Raw genomic sequence first — 15,657 nt, 5'->3', positions numbered from 1 at the left:
TGGCGGGTGGTCAGAACTGCGGGGGTGGCGGGCGGAAGCGGGATTTGCGCAGGTGGGTACCGGACTGCTGGTAGCGGAGGCTGAGCGGCGCCCGCTGGGGTGCGGAGCGTGCCTCCGGACCGATGAGGAAGTGTGCCTCGGGGATGCGCCCAGCACCGGTGTGCAGCGTTGGCAGGCTCGCGCAACCAGCGAGGTCCAGCATCATGCGAGCGGTCGCGTGGGCCTTGGCCACGGACTCGCCCGCGGCGAGATTGCGGTGGAAGACCCGCGCGTAGCCGCGTGCGTGAACGTCGGCGGCCTCGGCCTGCCAGCCGATGGCGGCGGGGACCGTGCCGCTGAACTCCTTGGCCAAGTGGTCGGTCCAGCAGGCGTTCAGGACGAGCAGGTGAAGGCCGCTCACGGTGGCAGCGGTGATGCAGCGGCGCAGGCCGTCGAGGGCCACCGGGGCCTCGCCGCCGTCGTCGGTGACGAACCGGGGGCCGCCGTCGGGTGTGCCCCGCCCCGCGAAGTGGAGCACATCGGGTGTGGTGTCGGCCAGGTACTGGGCGAGGTCGTCCCAGCGGGCGGCTGGGAGGGTGTCCAGCCGGACGGTGTGGCCGTAGCGGGAGTACGTGATGCTCTGCTGGACATCGCGGTGCTCTTCCAGCACGTTGGGTGTGTTCGAGAGGGCGGGAGCGGCGGCCAGGACCAGGCAGACCACGTACACCGGTGTCATGGACAGGCCTGAGTGAGCGCTTGGACCAGGCGAAACCAGTGGGGGCTGTGCTGCGGGTCGGGGGAACGGGTGGCGAGGGTCGCCAGCTCGGAGGTGAGCCGGTTGCGGGTTTCCGGGTCGGCTCCGGACGCCGCCTCGGCGAGGGCGTCCAAGTCCAGGGACTCGGGGTCGCCGGCGAGGAGTAGGGCGGCCTGGTGATGGGTGGCGGAGGAGAGCTCGTCGTCGAAGACCAAGCCTTCGACGGCGGCGGCGTACGCGAGTGCCCGGGCGTCACCGTTGTCCAGAGCGCTGAGAACATGCCGCTGGAGGGCGTCTCGGTGCTGGACGCACTGGAACGCGGTGTCGATGTCCTCGGTGCGGGCGATGCGCAGGAGGGCCGCGTGAACCGCGATGCCGGGGGTGACGTCGTCGGTTCCGGTGAGGGTGTTCTCGGCGGACTCCTCGAGGAGGAGTTCGCTGTGCTCCTGGAAGAAGCGCTTCGAGTCGTCCCAGCTCTCGCACGCCAGCCAGCCGGAGAGCGTGTCACGGAGGATCAGAGCCGGAAAGACGGCGTCCACGCCTTCGGAGAGGACCAGTTCCCTGATGCGCTGGTGCTGCTCGGCGACCGGCCAGACGAGCGCGAACTCCGCCAGTGCTGTCGCGGCTTCGTCGGCGCCGAGGGCGTCGGCGTGGCGTGCCCAGAAGGTCCTGCTGGCCGTCCAGCTGGGCGCGTTCACCCACTCGACGACTAGTTTCAGAACGTCCTCCGAGAGCGACAGCCAGTCCGGGGCGGGGGCGTCTGCCTCCTGCCACCAGAGCTGCTCCAGAAACTCGCGACTGTCACGGGATGTGTGGGCGTGGGCCCGGAGCTTTCGCCGGGCGCGCAGGACGATCTCACCCGGTTGGTCGGCCGACGCGTCGTTGACGATGCGGAGGAGTCCCAGCAGACCGGACGTGCGCATGGGCTCGGGACGTCCGAGCTGGAAGGCCGCACGCTCGTACTCGAGCGCGCGTGCCGCAGCCGGATGGGTCTGAGCGAGCCCGGCGGCCGTATCCGTGTAGGCCTGGATGGCGGATGGTTCGTCTCCGGTCTCGGTCAGGCGGTTGGCGAGGTTGTTGAGTGCCATGGCGAGGTTGGGGAGGTAGGCGGCGGGGTTGGTGTGGGCGAGTTGGGTGTAGTGGCGTACGGCTTTGTGGGCGGGTTCGAGGGCGCTTTGGCGGTCTCCGGTCTCGGCCAGGCGGATGGCGAGGTTGTTGAGTGATGCGGCGAGGTTGGGGAGGTAGGCGGCGGGGTTGGTGTGGGCGAGTTGGGTGTAGTGGCGTACGGCTTCGTGGGCGGGTTCGAGGGCGCCTTGGCGGTCTCCGGTCTCGGCCAGGCTGACGGCGAGGTTGTTGAGTGCCATGGCGAGATCGGGGAGGTAGGCGGCGGGGTTGGTGTGGGCGAGTTGGGTGTAGTGGCGTACGGCTTCGTGGGCGGGTTCGAGGGCGCCTTGGCGGTCTCTGGTCTCGGCCAGGCGGACGGCGAGGTTGTTGAGTGATGCGGCGAGGTTGGGGAGGTAGGCGGCGGGGTTGGCGTGGGCGAGTTGGCGTCGGATGCGTACGGCTTCGTGGGCGGGTTCGAGGGCGCCTTGGCGGTCTCCGGTCTCGGCCAGGCGGATGGCGAGGTTGTTGAGTGCCATGGCGAGGTCGGGGAGGTAGGCGGCGGGGTTGGTGTGGGCGAGTTGCGTGTAGTGGCGTACGGCTTCGTGGGCGGGTTCGAGGGCGCTTTGGCGGTCTCCGGTCTCGGCCAGGCGGTTGGCGAGGTTGTTGAGTGATGTGGCGAGGTTGGGGAGGTATGCGGCGGGGTTGGTGTGGGCGAGTTGGCGTCGGATGCGTACGGCTTCGTGGGCGGGTTCGAGGGCGCCTTGGCGGTCTCCGGTCTCGGCCAGGTGGTTGGCGAGGTTGTTGAGTGATGCGGCGAGGTCGGGGAGGTAGGCGGCGGGGTTGGTGTGGGCGAGTTGGCGTCGGATGCGTAGGGCTTCGTGGGCGGGTTCGAGGGCGCCTTGGCGGTCTCCGGTCTCGGCGAGATGGTTGGCGAGGTTGTTGAGTGATGTGGCGAGGTCGGGGAGGTATGCGGCGGGGTTGGTGTGGGCGAGTTGGCGTCGGATGCGTAGGGCTTCGTGGGCGGGTTCGAGGGCGCTTTGGCGGTCTCCGGTCTCGGCCAGGCGGATGGCGAGGTTGTTGAGTGATCCGGCGAGGTTGGGGAGGTAGGCGGAGGGGTTGGTGTGGGCGAGTTGGGTGTAGTGGCGTACGGCTTCGTGGGCGGGTTCGAGGGCGCCTTGGCGGTCTCCGGTCTCGGCCAGGCTGACGGCGAGGTTGTTGAGTGATGCGGCGAGGTTGGGGAGGTAGGCGGAGGGGTTGGTGTGGGCGAGTTGGGTGTAGTGGCGTACGGCTTCGTGGGCGGGTTCGAGGGCGCCTTGGCGGTCTCCGGTCTCGGCCAGGTGGTTGGCGAGGTTGTTGAGTGCCATGGCGAGGTTGGGGAGGTAGGCGGAGGGGTTGGTGTGGGCGAGTTGGGTGTAGTGGCGTACGGCTTCGTGGGCGGGTTCGAGGGCGCCTTGGCGGTCTCCGGTCTCGGCCAGGCGGATGGCGAGGTTGTTGAGTGATCCGGCGAGGTCGGGGAGGTAACCCGTGTCTTTGTCAGCCAGCTCCCTGTAGAAGTCGGTCGCCTCGCGAGCGAATTCCACGGCAGCCGTGTGATGCGCGTTCCCCGCCAAGGCGACGGAGACCTCGACCAATGCCTCCGCCAGAAACGGCAGGGCGTTCTCCCGGTCCCACACCACGAGGTCCCGCAGCAGGTCGATGCCCGGCCCAGGAACGCTGGCCCACGCCGCGTGGCGGGCCAGCCAGGCCCGTACGTATGGATCGACCCGCTCCCAGCCGCCGCCGGGTTCGGCCTGCCCTTTGAGGAGGTCAACCACCGCCCGCAGCACAGTCACCTCAGCGGCCGCCCCCTCGGGCCCCTCGCGTCTCCTCAGGTATGAGACGAACTCCCGGTGGTACAGCCGGTACACGGCCTGTGTGCCCGCACCGTCCTCGACGATGTAACGGCCGTAGGCGGACAGGACCCAGTCCACGTCACCCTCGTCGTAGACGGCACCCTCCTCGCCGAGCGCCGAGGCCACGGCCTCCCAGACTCCACCCGCCGGCATGCCCCGGCCGGCGGCCCACGCGAGCGCCGTGAGGAGGTCCCGGGCCGCCGAGGGGAGTTCGGTGCCGTCGTCGCGCACCCGCCGTGGGCCCGAGCGCAGGTCCTCCTCGAACGCGGCCTCCACGGAGTCGGGCAGCCCGGCGAGCAGGTCCTCAGTGCCTCGCAGACCCCCCAGCTCCCGAAGCCGTGCGACGAGGAAACCGGTGACCAGCCGGGCGAAGAGGAACCCCCCGTCCCGTGCCGTCGCGCGGTCCGCCAGGGCCTCGGCGACCCCGGCCCCGTCGACCCCGGCGGCCTCGCAGCGCCGCCGTACGTACTCGGCGATGTCCCGCCAAGTGTCCGGCTCGTCCTCCAAGTCAACCGTCGTGACGCTGTCGCCGATGTGGCGGACCAGGGCATCCGGCAGCGTCTCGCCCTCCTTCAGCCTGCCCCGGAAGGGCCGTTCCCGGGAGCCGACCAGCACCGGGAGCATCCGGCTCAGCGGAAAGACCAGCTCCTCGATCACGCCCTGGGTGTGCTCGGCCGGCACCTCGTCGAGACCGTCGAGGACCAGGACGGGCGGCGTCGGAAGCTCGCGCAGCTCGGCTCGCAGGGCGTCCGCGTTCCTCGGCTCGCGCAAGCCGAGCCGGGCGGCGAGTTCCGCGGCGGCCTGGGTCGCGTCCAGGCCCCGCAGATGCACGGCGGCGAAGGTCCGGGCGTCCCGTACACCCGGGTCCGGGTCACCCTCCCTGAGGGCTCCCTGCTCCTCGGCCTCCCGGCGCTGCTCGGGGTCCGCGAGCGTCGCGATACGCCCGAGCACCGCCGACTTGCCGCACCCGGCGGGCCCGGTGACCAGGAAGAGACCGGGAGTCGCGGCCTCCATCCACCCGATGATCTTCCCGAGCACCTGCCGCCGTCCGCTGAAGAACCAGCCTTCCTCCCGGTGCCCCACGCCGCGCGCGGCGAGGACCAGATGTTCCACGAGGGTCGGCGCGGCACCCGGCCGGGCGAGGGGGTTGGGAAACGCCGGGCGTTCGTCGCCCACGGCGGCGCGCGCGGGCCGCTGGCCCTCCGCGTCCCATCTGGTCGGCAGTGCCGCCAGCAGCTCGACGCCGCTGACCAGTTCGTTGTGCGCGCTCCACGCACTCAGGTACTCGTCCGTCCGCGGCCCCTCCCGCAGCACCGCCGCCAGTGCCCGCAGCAGCGGGCCGTCGCCGTCCGAGGGCTCGTTGCGCTGGCAGCTCGCCATGCTGCCCAGCCACTTGGTGCGGCCGGGGGGAAGGGAGATCTCGGACCAGTGCTTCAGGGCGGTTCGGACGCCGTCCCCGACACCGTCTCCCGCGTAGCAGGTGTCGACGAGCACCAGAATCTGATCGGCCTCCGAGGAGACCGCGTATCCGATCAGCTCCTCGGTGGACACGCCCTGCCTGCGGATCCGGACCTTCCGCGTCCCCACATGGTCGCCGGGCTTCAGATCGCTGAGGACGAGCCGCAGTTGGTCGTCGGCGAGGACGCCGTGACCCGACCAGAGGATCAACGCGGGCTTGCGGCCCCCCGAGCGCCGCCAGCCCTCGCTCCACTCCTCGACCTCCCGGTCGAAGGCAGCCCGGTCCGGGTTCCCCCCGCCGACCAGCCGCACGTCGAAGCCCAGCCCTTCGAGGAGGCCGGCGATCTCCTTCATCTGGGCCTTGGCGCCCACGAGCTGGGGGAAGGTCCTGGAGTCGTCGTACGACTCGCACACCACGCACAGCGCGGTGGCCCTGAACTGCGGAGCCTCATTCACCCTCGGTGCCCTCTTCCCCTTCGTGCTCCATCACCAGCACCAACGCCGTCACCGAGGCTTCCGGAGCGTGCCGTGCGCCGACCCTCAGCCGGTGCGCTCCGGGCGCGAGGCCGGTGAGCGGAGCGGTGTAGCGCCCGTCACCCCGGTTGCGCAGCGAGCGCGCGGGGCCGTCGTCCACGCTCAGGGCGAGCGCCAGCTCGTCGTGTCCGGGGACGTCCCTGGGGACCGACACCTCGACCTCCGCCGTCTCGCCTGCCGCCAGCACCTCCGGCGCGCGCACCCCCAGCGGCGGTGCCCCCACGTCTTGCGGACCGCGGTGCAAGGGCAGCTCAGGTGTGAGCCACTCCCACAGCGCCCAGCGGACGGCTGGGTTGTTCTGCAGCGAACCGTGCTGTTCCCACGGGGTGTACGCGGGGCGCCGTACGCCCGTGACATGGGCGCTGGACAGACGGGGCACCCTCCCGTCGCCGCCCTCGTCCGCGCCGCCGATGGTGAGCAGCGGCGAGAGCCGGCCGTCGGCCCCCGGCCGGGCCGTGGTCGGAGTGGGCTGCAGAACCCCGCTCACCGGCAGGTACTCCACCCCGTACGCGGCTCCCGTCCGGGACTCGCGCAACGCCGAGTGGAACAACGCAGCGTCCTTGAGCAGGGCTTCGTCGATCCCTGGCAGCCCGGTGACCTCACGCGCGTAGCGGAGTTCCGTGGCGTCCGTGCCGCCACCTTCCAGACACGCGTAGTCCGGGGCCAGCTGATGCAGTGACGGCAGGCTGCGCGCGAACCGCGCCAGATTCAGCCGAAGCGGGCCGAACCCCGGCCGCAGCCCGTTCACCAGGTACAGCAGGGCGTCCAGTGAGCCCCGGTACGGCGTCCCGAGCGTGATCACCCGACGGGTGACCTCCGCGCCGCCGCCCAGCTCGACGTACTGCCGGGTCACCAGCCCGCCCATCGAGTGGCACACGAACACCACCCTGGCTTCCGACCGTCCGGCGGCTGAGGCCCGCCAGCGGCCGAGTTCCTCCTCGACCCGTTCGCGGAGCCGTTCAGCGTTGTACCGGCAGGAGAGCCGCCAGTCGTATGAGAAGTCCACCAGGTTGACCGGTGTGCGAGGGTCGTCGCCCGCCAGTCGCCGACGCAGGGTGAAGTGCCGCTCCAGCCAGTCCAGCAGCCCGTTGTAGCCGTCGACGAGCGGTCCGACGCCGGGCAGGGCGTGCAGATCCGGCATCGGCCCGGCGGGCCGCACGCCGTCACCGGGGTGGTCGTCTCCCAGGTCGGATGGGAGGACCAGCCCGGTCACGGACCTCCCGAAGGTCCTGATCCCGCGGAGCAGGGTCTTTCCCGAGAGCCCCCATAACTCGTTGCCGTCCGCGTCCGTCAGCCGGCTGCCCATGATCCCCGGAACCACGACCACGAGATCGTCCACCCGGCCGCGCTGTGTCGCCATGCCGCCCCCGTACGTGCGCGTCGTGCTGTGAGGGGTCAGCGTAATGACGGGGGAGTCGGTCGGACACGAGGAATACGCAACTTGTCCGTACGAAACACGAAACGCGCTCCGGCCTGCGTGAAGAAGGGGCGACGCCGGCCACGGTCGACGTCACCCCTCCATACCCCTCTGCGGGCTACGCCCTACGGCAGCGCCAGCATCCGCTCCAGCGCCAGCTTCGCGAACGCCTCCGTCTCCTTGTCGACCTCGATGCGGTTGACCAGGTTGCCCTCGGCCAGCGACTCCAGGGCCCAGACCAGGTGGGGGAGGTCGATGCGGTTCATGGTCGAGCAGAAGCACACCGTCTTGTCGAGGAAGACGATCTCCTTGCCCTCCGGCGCGAAACGGTTCGCCAGACGGCGGACCAGGTTCAGCTCCGTGCCGATGGCCCACTTGGAACCGGCGGGCGCGGCCTCCAGGGCCTTGATGATGTACTCCGTCGAGCCGACGTAGTCCGCCGCGGCCACGACCTCGTGCTTGCACTCGGGGTGCACCAGGACGTTCACGCCGGGGATGCGCTCGCGTACGTCGTTCACCGAGTCCAGGCTGAAGCGGCCGTGCACCGAGCAGTGCCCGCGCCAGAGGATCATCTTGGCGGCGCGCAGCTCGTCGGCGGTCAGGCCGCCGTTCGGCTTGTGCGGGTTGTAGACGACGCAGTCGTCGAGGGACATGCCCATGTCCCGCACGGCGGTGTTGCGGCCGAGGTGCTGGTCGGGCAGGAACAGCACCTTCTCGCCCTGCTCGAACGCCCAGTCCAGGGCGCGCTTGGCGTTGGAGGAGGTGCAGATGGTGCCGCCGTGCTTGCCCGTGAACGCCTTGATGTCGGCGGACGAGTTCATGTACGAGACGGGCACGACCTGCTCGGCTATGCCGGCCTCGGTCAGCACGTCCCAGCACTCGGCGACCTGCTCGGCCGTCGCCATGTCGGCCATCGAGCAGCCCGCGGCCAGGTCGGGCAGGACGACCTTCTGGGCGTCCGACGTCAGGATGTCGGCGGACTCCGCCATGAAGTGCACACCGCAGAACACGATGTACTCGGCCTCCGGACGCGCCGCCGCGTCCCGGGCCAGCTTGAACGAGTCACCCGTGACGTCGGCGAACTGGATGACCTCGTCGCGCTGGTAGTGGTGCCCCAGCACGAAGACCTTGTCCCCGAGCTTCTCCTTCGCCCTGCGGGCACGCTCGACCAGGTCCGGGTCGGACGGCGAGGGCAGGTCGCCGGGACACTCCACACCGCGCTCGCTCTTCGGGTCGGCCTCACGGCCGAGGAGCAGCAGGGCGAGGGGCGTCGGCTGTACGTCGAGCTCCTGGGGCTGGGCGGTGGTCACTACACGCACCCTTTCTGTTCCGCGACTTTTCGTCGATTTGACGCTATCTATCATAACCGCTTCACGTCACTTTGACGATGGCCATAGCGTCCATGTGACGTGAATCCCGATGAGTCGCCGTTCATTCCCGGGAAGACCCGGAAAGAGCCGTTTTCCGGTTCCCGGCGCGTGTGCGAGCATGAAGAGGTGCCGAGATCGAGCGCGCGGCCCGGAATGAATCCGCGGCTGTGCCGGTTGCAACCGTCGGCAAGCAGTCTCCGTACAACCCGGGAGAGATGTAGATGTCCGTATCGGACGAGACCAGCACCGTCACCGACGGCATCATCCTGACCGACGCCGCCGCGTCCAAGGTCAAGGCGCTGCTCGACCAGGAAGGCCGCGACGACCTCGCGCTGCGCGTCGCCGTCCAGCCCGGCGGCTGCTCCGGCCTGCGCTACCAGCTCTTCTTCGACGAGCGTTCCCTCGACGGCGACGTCGAGAAGGACTTCGGCGGTGTGAAGGTCGTCACCGACCGCATGAGCGCCCCGTACCTGGGCGGTGCCACGATCGACTTCGTCGACACCATCGAGAAGCAGGGCTTCACGATCGACAACCCGAACGCGACCGGTTCCTGCGCCTGCGGCGACTCCTTCAGCTGAGCCCGCCTGGCCGCCACCGGCGGCAGCGGACACGACGAAGGCGGCGACCCCCGACGGGGCCGCCGCCTTCGCGCTGTCCGGTCGGGTGTTCTACCGCTCCCGCGTGGGGGGCGCCGGCAGCCGCGCGCCCTCCTTGGCCAGCGGGACCGCCTCGCCGTCCGAGTCCACGACCTCGCGGTTCCCGAGCGGCGCGTCGAGCCGCACCGTCTGCTCGAACCGCTTCGCGATCAGGATGCAGACCTTGTCCGGCCACGCCTTCGAGGTCACGGTGACCTTCACCTCGTCGCCGCTCTCGCTCGCCTTCACGTCGTAGTCGGCGCACACCCCGCCCGTGAAGGTCACGGTCAGGTCCTCGCCCTCGGCCCGGTAACCGTCCACCTCGACGTTCCGCGGCTGCGGATCGGCCGTCGGCCTGTCACCCGGCTCGCCCTGACCCGGCGAGGCCAGGAACTTCGGGTCGACCGCCGGGTACGTCACCGTGAACGGGTCCTTCGCGCCCGGCGCCGTCACCTCGAACAGCCAGGACGGCACCAGCGCCTGCCGCCCGTCCACGGAGTGCGCGGCCAGCCCGAACACCGCCTTCTCGACCGTCACCGCGTCCTGCTCGGGAGCACCGCTCGCCGACGAGCCGCAGGGCTGCTCCAGCCGGTCCTTCAGCGGGACGGGACTGGCACAGCCGCCGACACCCGTACGGTGGTCGCCCTGCGGCCGCGCCTCCATCAGCTTCAGCGCCTTCTCGGCACTGACCACGGGGTATGTGTCCCCCTTCACCGGTGTGCTCAGCTGTCCGCTGCCGCCGACGACCTCGCCGCCGGAGCCGACCGTCACCCCGGTGGCCCAGCCGTACGTCGGCAGTCCGCCGATCACCGGAGCGGCGTTCACCACCCGCTGCGCGCCCATGACCTGACTCGCGTCGCGCTTCGCGTCGTCCTGACCCAATGCCTTCAGCACGGGCTCCGCGGCCTTCACGGCCTCCGCCTCGCTCACCGGCGTGCCGCCGGTCTGCGGGGCGCTGCAGCGATCGGTGCCCTTGCAGTTGTCGGTGCCCGGGGCGTACCGGCTGAACGTCCAGGCCCCCGGGGCCTCCTTGTTCACCTGGAGATTCGGCCCCGAACCGTCCTGGCCGCCGGCCCCGACCTTCCAGATCTCTCCCTGCGTCACCGGCACCCCGTCGACCCCGAGGGCCTTCGCCAGCCGGGTCACGTCCTCCTTGGTGACCTCACCCCGCGCCCGGTACACCGGAGCCTTGCCGGGGCCGTCCGGGAGCGTGCCCTCGACCCGGTAGGTGGCGCCGTACGGGTTGGGCTCACCGGGCGCGATGCCGTTGTCCTCGCCCCCCGTCGACTCCGAGTACCCGTCGAGGGCGAGGGGTGGGGGAGTGCCGTCCCCACCGGGCGCCCCGGACGTCGCACCCCCGCCGGACCCGCCGGAGGTGTTGGCTGCCAGCCAGGCCCCGCCACCGCCGATCAGCAGAACGGCGGCGGCGACGGAGGCGATGATCGCGGGCGTCCGGGAGCGACCGCCGCCGTGACGGACCAGGTCCTCGTCGTCCCGGGGGATGTCGTTGTGAGGTGCCGGGTCCGCTTCCGGAGCAGGGCCGGAGCCGGACTCCCCGACGCCGGTCCTCCCTGAGGCGACCTCGCGCCCAGGCTCCGCGCCGGGCCGCTCCGCGCCCGTTCCGTCCCGCGCCTCGGCCGCGTCGGCCTCCTCGGCTCCGGCGGGCGCGTCGTCCTTCCCGGACTCGGCGTCCCTCCCGACCTCGGCGTCCCTCCCGACCTCGGCGTCCTTCCCGACCTCGGCGTCCTTCCCGACCTCGGCGTCGCTCCCGGACTCGGCGTCTTTCCCGGACTCGACGGCCTCGGAGTCTCCCGCCTCCTCCTCCCGCGCCTCGGAAGCCTCAGCGGCCCCTTCCGGCTCGGAGGCGGCCTCGGGCTCTGCACCCGCCTCGGGCTCTGCTCCCGCCTCGGGCTCTGCACCGGCCTCGGGCTCTGCACCGGCCTCAGGTTCTGCTCCCGCCTCAGGCTCCCCGGTCTCTTCCTTCGCGGAAACCTCGGGATCAGCCGCACCCGTCGACGTATCGGACTCCGCCGAAGCCGGGGCCCCGGCTTCCGGGGCGCCGGGGGTTCCGCCGCCGCCCGCTGCCCTGGCGTCGTCTTCGTTGTCGGGTCGCTCGGTGTTCACCGCATCGCTCCTTCGGCTGCACAGCTGTCCCATGGGACCCGGCCCGGTCACAACCGGGCCGCTGGTGGGTCGTATCCCGCCTCCCCTTTACGGGGGACAGCGATGGGACGCAGCGGGGGAGCGCGCGGTTCCCCGAAAGGCGCCGCTCAGTCTCCGTAGTCCGACATCGCTTCGAGCAGCCGCGCCGACGCCGGGGGGACGTTCACACCGTGGATCAGAGCCGGGGAGACCGGCCGGGAGGTGACCCGGTCGTGAACGGCCCAGTGAGGAGCCATCCGGGCACCGTCACCCGGCAGCGACGCCAGATCGCCTTCGAGATCGACCGGAACAGGCGCCTGGACCTTGAGGTTCGTCATATCGGCACCGTATGCAGGTTCGACCTCACGGAGAAAGATCTACTATCGGGTAGTTTCGATACCTACAGAGGCGCCCCGCTCACCCGATAGCGTGAAGCGTCAAGGTCCGCCTCCCACAGGAGAGTCCACGCCGTGCGCATCGCAGTCACCGGCTCCATCGCCACCGACCACCTCATGACCTTCCCCGGCCGCTTCGCCGACCAGTTCGTAGCGGACCAGCTGCACACGGTCTCGCTGTCGTTCCTGGTCGACAAGCTCGACGTCCGCCGTGGCGGCGTCGCGGCGAACATCGCGTTCGGCATGGGACAGCTCGGCACCCGCCCGATCCTGGTCGGCGCCGCGGGCGCGGACTTCGACGAGTACCGGGCCTGGCTCGAGCGGCACGGCGTCGACACGGAGTCGGTCCGCATCTCCGACACGCTGCACACGGCCCGCTTCGTGTGCACGACCGACGCCGACCACAACCAGATCGGCTCCTTCTACACCGGCGCCATGAGCGAGGCCCGCCTCATCGAGCTGAAGACCGTCGCCGACCGTGTCGGCGGCCTCGACCTGGTCTCCATCGGTGCCGACGACCCGGAGGCCATGCTCCGGCACACCGAGGAGTGCCGTTCCCGGTCCATCCCGTTCGCCGCCGACTTCTCCCAGCAGATCGCCCGGATGGGCGGCGAGGAGATCCGCATCCTCCTGGACGGCGCGACGTACCTGTTCTCCAACGAGTACGAGAAGGGCCTCATCGAGACCAAGACCGGCTGGACCGACGCGGAGATCCTGTCCAAGGTCGGCCACCGGGTGACCACCCTCGGCGCGCAGGGCGTGCGTATCGAGCGGGCCGGCGAGGACCCGATCGAGGTCGGCACCCCGGACGAGGAGACCAAGGCCGACCCGACGGGTGTCGGCGACGCCTTCCGTGCCGGGTTCCTCTCGGGTCTGGCCTGGGGCGTCTCCCTGGAGCGTGCCGCCCAGGTCGGCTGCATGCTGGCGACCCTCGTCATCGAGACGGTGGGCACGCAGGAGTACCAGTTGCGCCGCGCGCACTTCATGGAGCGGTTCACCAAGGCGTACGGGGACGAGGCCGCGGAAGAGGTTCGGGGGCATCTGGGCTGAGTCCGGCTGCGGGTGCGTGGGGGTGATTCGCGCGGTTCCCCGCGCACCTGAGCTTTCTCAGCTCGCCCGGCGGATCAAGTACGCCGTTCCTTGGTCCGCCGGCTCCTCTCCGACGTACTCCTGGTTCCGCATCTCGCACCAGGCCGGGATGTCCAGGCGGGCCGCCTCGTCGTCCGACAGGACCCGGACCAGGCCGCCCACCGGCACGTCACCGATGACCTTGGCGAGCTCGATGACCGGGATCGGGCACCTCTTGCCCAGGGAGTCCACGACGAGCACGTCCTCCCGCACCACCGTCTCCGAAACCGGAGCCCCCAGCTTCTCCCGCACCGCCGCGACAGCCCCGGGGAGGACCGCCAGAAAGCGCTCCACATCCTCCTCCGCCACCCCCGGCGGCAGCGAAACCCGCACGTTCCCCTCACTCAGGACGCCCATCGCCCGCAGCACATGGCTCGGCGTCAGCGTGCTGCTCGTGCAGGACGAACCGGACGAGACGGAGAAGCCCTCCCGGTCCAGCTCGTGCAGCAGGGCCTCCCCGTCGACGTAGAGACAGGAGAAGGTGACGACACCGGGCAGGCGGCGCACCGGATCACCGACCACCTCTATGTCGGGCACCAGCTCCGGCACCCTCACCCGGATCCGATCCGTCAGCTCCCGCAGCCGCAGGGCCTCCTCGGCCGCCTCGGCCCGCACCGCCCGCAGCGAGGCCGCCGCCGCGACGATGGCCGGGATGTTCTCGAAACCGGCCGCCCGCCCCGACTCCCGCTCGTCCACCGGCCCCTGCGGGGCGAACCGCACACCCTTGCGCACGACGAGCAGTCCGACACCTGATGGTCCGCCCCATTTGTGCGCGCTCGCCGTGAGCAGCGACCAGCCCCCGTCCACCGGTCCCCAGCCCAGCGACTGCGCCGCGTCCACCAGCAACGGCACACCCGCCACCCGGCACGCCTCGGCCACCTCGGTCACCGGCTGCTCGGTCCCCACCTCGTGGTTGGCGGACTGCAGACAGGCCAGTGCGGTGTCCGCGCGCAGGGCGGCGCCGAACGCCGCCGGATCCACCGCCCCGGCCCGGTCGACCGGCACCTGAGTGACCGCCCCGCCGGCCGCCTCGTGCACCTCGGCCGAGTGCAGCACCGAGGAGTGTTCGACAGCTGACACGATCAGGTGGCGTCCGACCCGCCGCCGTCCGGCCAGCGCCCCCGCGATCCCGGCGTGCACGGCACGGGTCCCGGACGCGGTGAAGACCAGCTCGTCGGGCCGGCATCCCACCGCCTCGGCCGCGGCCTCCCGCGCCGCGTCGAGCAACACCCGGGCCCGGCGCCCCTCCCTGTACAGCCGTGCCGGATCCGCCCACCCCTCGTCGAGCGAGGCCAGCAGGGCCTGCCGGGCAACAGGATGAAGCGGAGCAGCCGAAGCAGCGTCGAAGTAAGCCACAGAGCAACGCTAAATCGCCCGGCACCGAAGTGCCCCCGAGGGGCGCGGGGCTATGACATCTGCGGCTCCGCCGCGGGGCGCGACCAGCCACAAACAACCCGCAGCCGCCAAACCAGCGAACCACCCCACCTCATAGGCACCCCTCCTCGATAACCCCCGGAGGGCGTCGGCTAGGGTTTGGTCCGCATAAACATCCAAACCCCTGCCCGACGCAGGGCGGCGACCGACCAGCGAGAAGGCCAGGCCGCAGCCGATCCGCGCGGGCGAGACTCTCGGGAAGGCGCTACGTGAGTCCCAACGGCTCCGACCGCTCGCCGCGGCGCCCGATGCGGCGGAAGCTGCTGCAGGCACTGACAGCGGGCCTGGTCTTGGCGACAGCCACCGGTTGCTCGTACAACTGGGAAGACTTCCCCCGCCTTGGTATGCCCACTCCGACCACGGAAGAGGCTCCGCGGATCCTCTCCCTGTGGCAGGGGTCCTGGGCGGCTGCGCTCGCCGTTGGCGTGCTGGTGTGGGGTCTGATCCTGTGGAGTGCTTTCTTCCACCGGCGCAGCCGCACCAAGGTCGAGGTTCCTCCGCAGACCAGGTACAACATGCCCATCGAGGCGCTGTACACGGTCGTCCCGCTCATCATCGTCTCGGTGCTGTTCTACTTCACCGCCCGCGACGAGTCCGAGCTGCTCAGCCTGAAGAAGAAGCCCGACGTCACGGTCAACGTGGTGGGCTTCCAGTGGAGCTGGTGCTTCAACTACATCGAGCCGGTCGCCGGTTCGACCGGTGACGCCAAGAAGGCCCCGGAGCTGGAAGCGATCCCGGACCGGTTCGAGAAGGACTTCCCGGCAGGCGCCGGCGGTGTCTACGACTGCGGCACCCCCAAGACCCGGAACCCGCAGACGGGCAACCCGGGCCCGACCCTGTGGCTGCCCAAGGGCAAGACGGTCCGCTTCGTCCTCACCTCGCGTGACGTCATCCACTCCTTCTGGGTGGTGCCGTTCCTGATGAAGCAGGACGTCATCCCGGGCCACACCAACGCCTTCGAGGTGACCCCCAACAAGGAGGGCACCTTCCTGGGCAAGTGCGCCGAGCTCTGCGGCGTCGACCACTCTCGGATGCTGTTCAACGTGAAGGTGGTCTCCCCGGAGCGCTACGAGCAGCACCTCAAGGACCTCGTGGAGAAGCAGCAGAACGGTTACGTTCCTGCCGGCATCGCGCAGACGAGCCACGAGAAGAACCGGGAGACGAACAACCTGTGAGCATCCAGAACGAACCCAAGGGTGCCGCGGCAGCAGGGTCCCACTACCAGGACGAGCTGCCGGTCCGGCGCCAGAACCGCGGCAGTGTCGTGGTCAAGTGGCTGACGACCACCGACCACAAGACGATCGGCACGCTCTACCTGGCGACGTCGTTCGCGTTCTTCGTCATCGGTGGCGTGATGGCGCTGTTCATGCGCGCCGAGCTCGCCCGGCCTGGTCTGCAGATCATGTCGAACGAGC

Annotated in this window: 10 protein-coding genes and 1 pseudogene; 4 read left to right on the top strand and 7 right to left on the bottom strand. The window is 70.5% G+C overall.

The annotated features are described in order from the left end of the window. Positions 1-10 precede the first annotated feature (10 nt). The 4 genes from IE212_RS33735 to nadA all read right to left on the bottom strand — a co-directional run bounded on the left by IE212_RS33735 (position 11) and on the right by nadA (position 8,448). Entirely contained in the window at positions 11-715 is a 705-nt protein-coding gene (locus IE212_RS33735) for a CHAT domain-containing protein (RefSeq protein ID WP_229864701.1), read from the bottom strand. Continuing rightward, complete coding sequence (locus IE212_RS33730; protein ID WP_229864700.1) at positions 712-5,643, bottom strand: tetratricopeptide repeat protein; 4,932 nt, start codon at positions 5,641-5,643, stop codon at positions 712-714. Before IE212_RS33730 ends, IE212_RS33735 begins: the two co-directional genes overlap by 4 nt. Further along, the gene (locus IE212_RS33725) at positions 5,636-7,081 is read right to left on the bottom strand and encodes an alpha/beta hydrolase (RefSeq protein WP_190201805.1); all 1,446 of its coding nucleotides are present in this window, start codon (positions 7,079-7,081) and stop codon (positions 5,636-5,638) included. The genes IE212_RS33730 and IE212_RS33725 overlap by 8 nt, the downstream gene beginning before the upstream one ends. 182 nt (positions 7,082-7,263) lie before the next feature. Beyond that, complete coding sequence (gene nadA, locus IE212_RS33720; protein WP_506005141.1) at positions 7,264-8,448, bottom strand: quinolinate synthase; 1,185 nt, start codon at positions 8,446-8,448, stop codon at positions 7,264-7,266. A gap of 281 nt (positions 8,449-8,729) precedes the next feature. Between nadA and IE212_RS33715 the strand changes: the two genes are divergently transcribed. Next, entirely contained in the window at positions 8,730-9,086 is a 357-nt protein-coding gene (locus tag IE212_RS33715; protein WP_010037217.1) for a HesB/IscA family protein, read from the top strand. 90 nt (positions 9,087-9,176) lie between these two features. Here the strand turns inward: IE212_RS33715 and IE212_RS33710 are convergent, their stop codons facing one another. Together IE212_RS33710 and IE212_RS33705 are read right to left on the bottom strand one after the other, a co-directional pair. Further along, the gene (locus tag IE212_RS33710) at positions 9,177-11,267 is read right to left on the bottom strand and encodes a hypothetical protein (RefSeq protein WP_229864699.1); all 2,091 of its coding nucleotides are present in this window, start codon (positions 11,265-11,267) and stop codon (positions 9,177-9,179) included. 146 nt (positions 11,268-11,413) lie between these two features. After that, positions 11,414-11,623, bottom strand: a complete 210-nt coding sequence (locus tag IE212_RS33705) for a hypothetical protein (protein ID WP_190201803.1) — start codon at positions 11,621-11,623, stop codon at positions 11,414-11,416. A gap of 132 nt (positions 11,624-11,755) precedes the next feature. Here IE212_RS33705 and IE212_RS33700 point away from each other — a divergent pair, with 132 nt between their 5' ends. After that, the gene (locus IE212_RS33700) at positions 11,756-12,730 is read left to right on the top strand and encodes a carbohydrate kinase family protein (RefSeq protein ID WP_190201802.1); all 975 of its coding nucleotides are present in this window, start codon (positions 11,756-11,758) and stop codon (positions 12,728-12,730) included. Positions 12,731-12,787: 57 nt separating this feature from the next. On the opposite strand, the gene IE212_RS33695 is transcribed toward IE212_RS33700, so the two are convergent. Beyond that, complete coding sequence (locus IE212_RS33695) at positions 12,788-14,164, bottom strand: cysteine desulfurase/sulfurtransferase TusA family protein (protein WP_190201801.1); 1,377 nt, start codon at positions 14,162-14,164, stop codon at positions 12,788-12,790. A gap of 287 nt (positions 14,165-14,451) precedes the next feature. On the opposite strand from IE212_RS33695, the gene ctaC reads away from it, so the two are divergent. After that, positions 14,452-15,417, top strand: a complete 966-nt coding sequence (ctaC, locus tag IE212_RS33690) for an aa3-type cytochrome oxidase subunit II (protein WP_190201800.1) — start codon at positions 14,452-14,454, stop codon at positions 15,415-15,417. Continuing rightward, positions 15,414-15,657: pseudogene (locus IE212_RS33685) on the top strand (aa3-type cytochrome oxidase subunit I); the annotation flags it as partial. The gene ctaC and the pseudogene IE212_RS33685, both read left to right, overlap by 4 nt.

Source organism: Streptomyces djakartensis (assembly GCF_014651075.1).
GTDB lineage: Bacteria > Actinomycetota > Actinomycetes > Streptomycetales > Streptomycetaceae > Streptomyces > Streptomyces djakartensis.
Note: the sequence above shows the minus strand (reverse complement) of the source record. Positions and strands in the feature narration are given on the sequence as shown.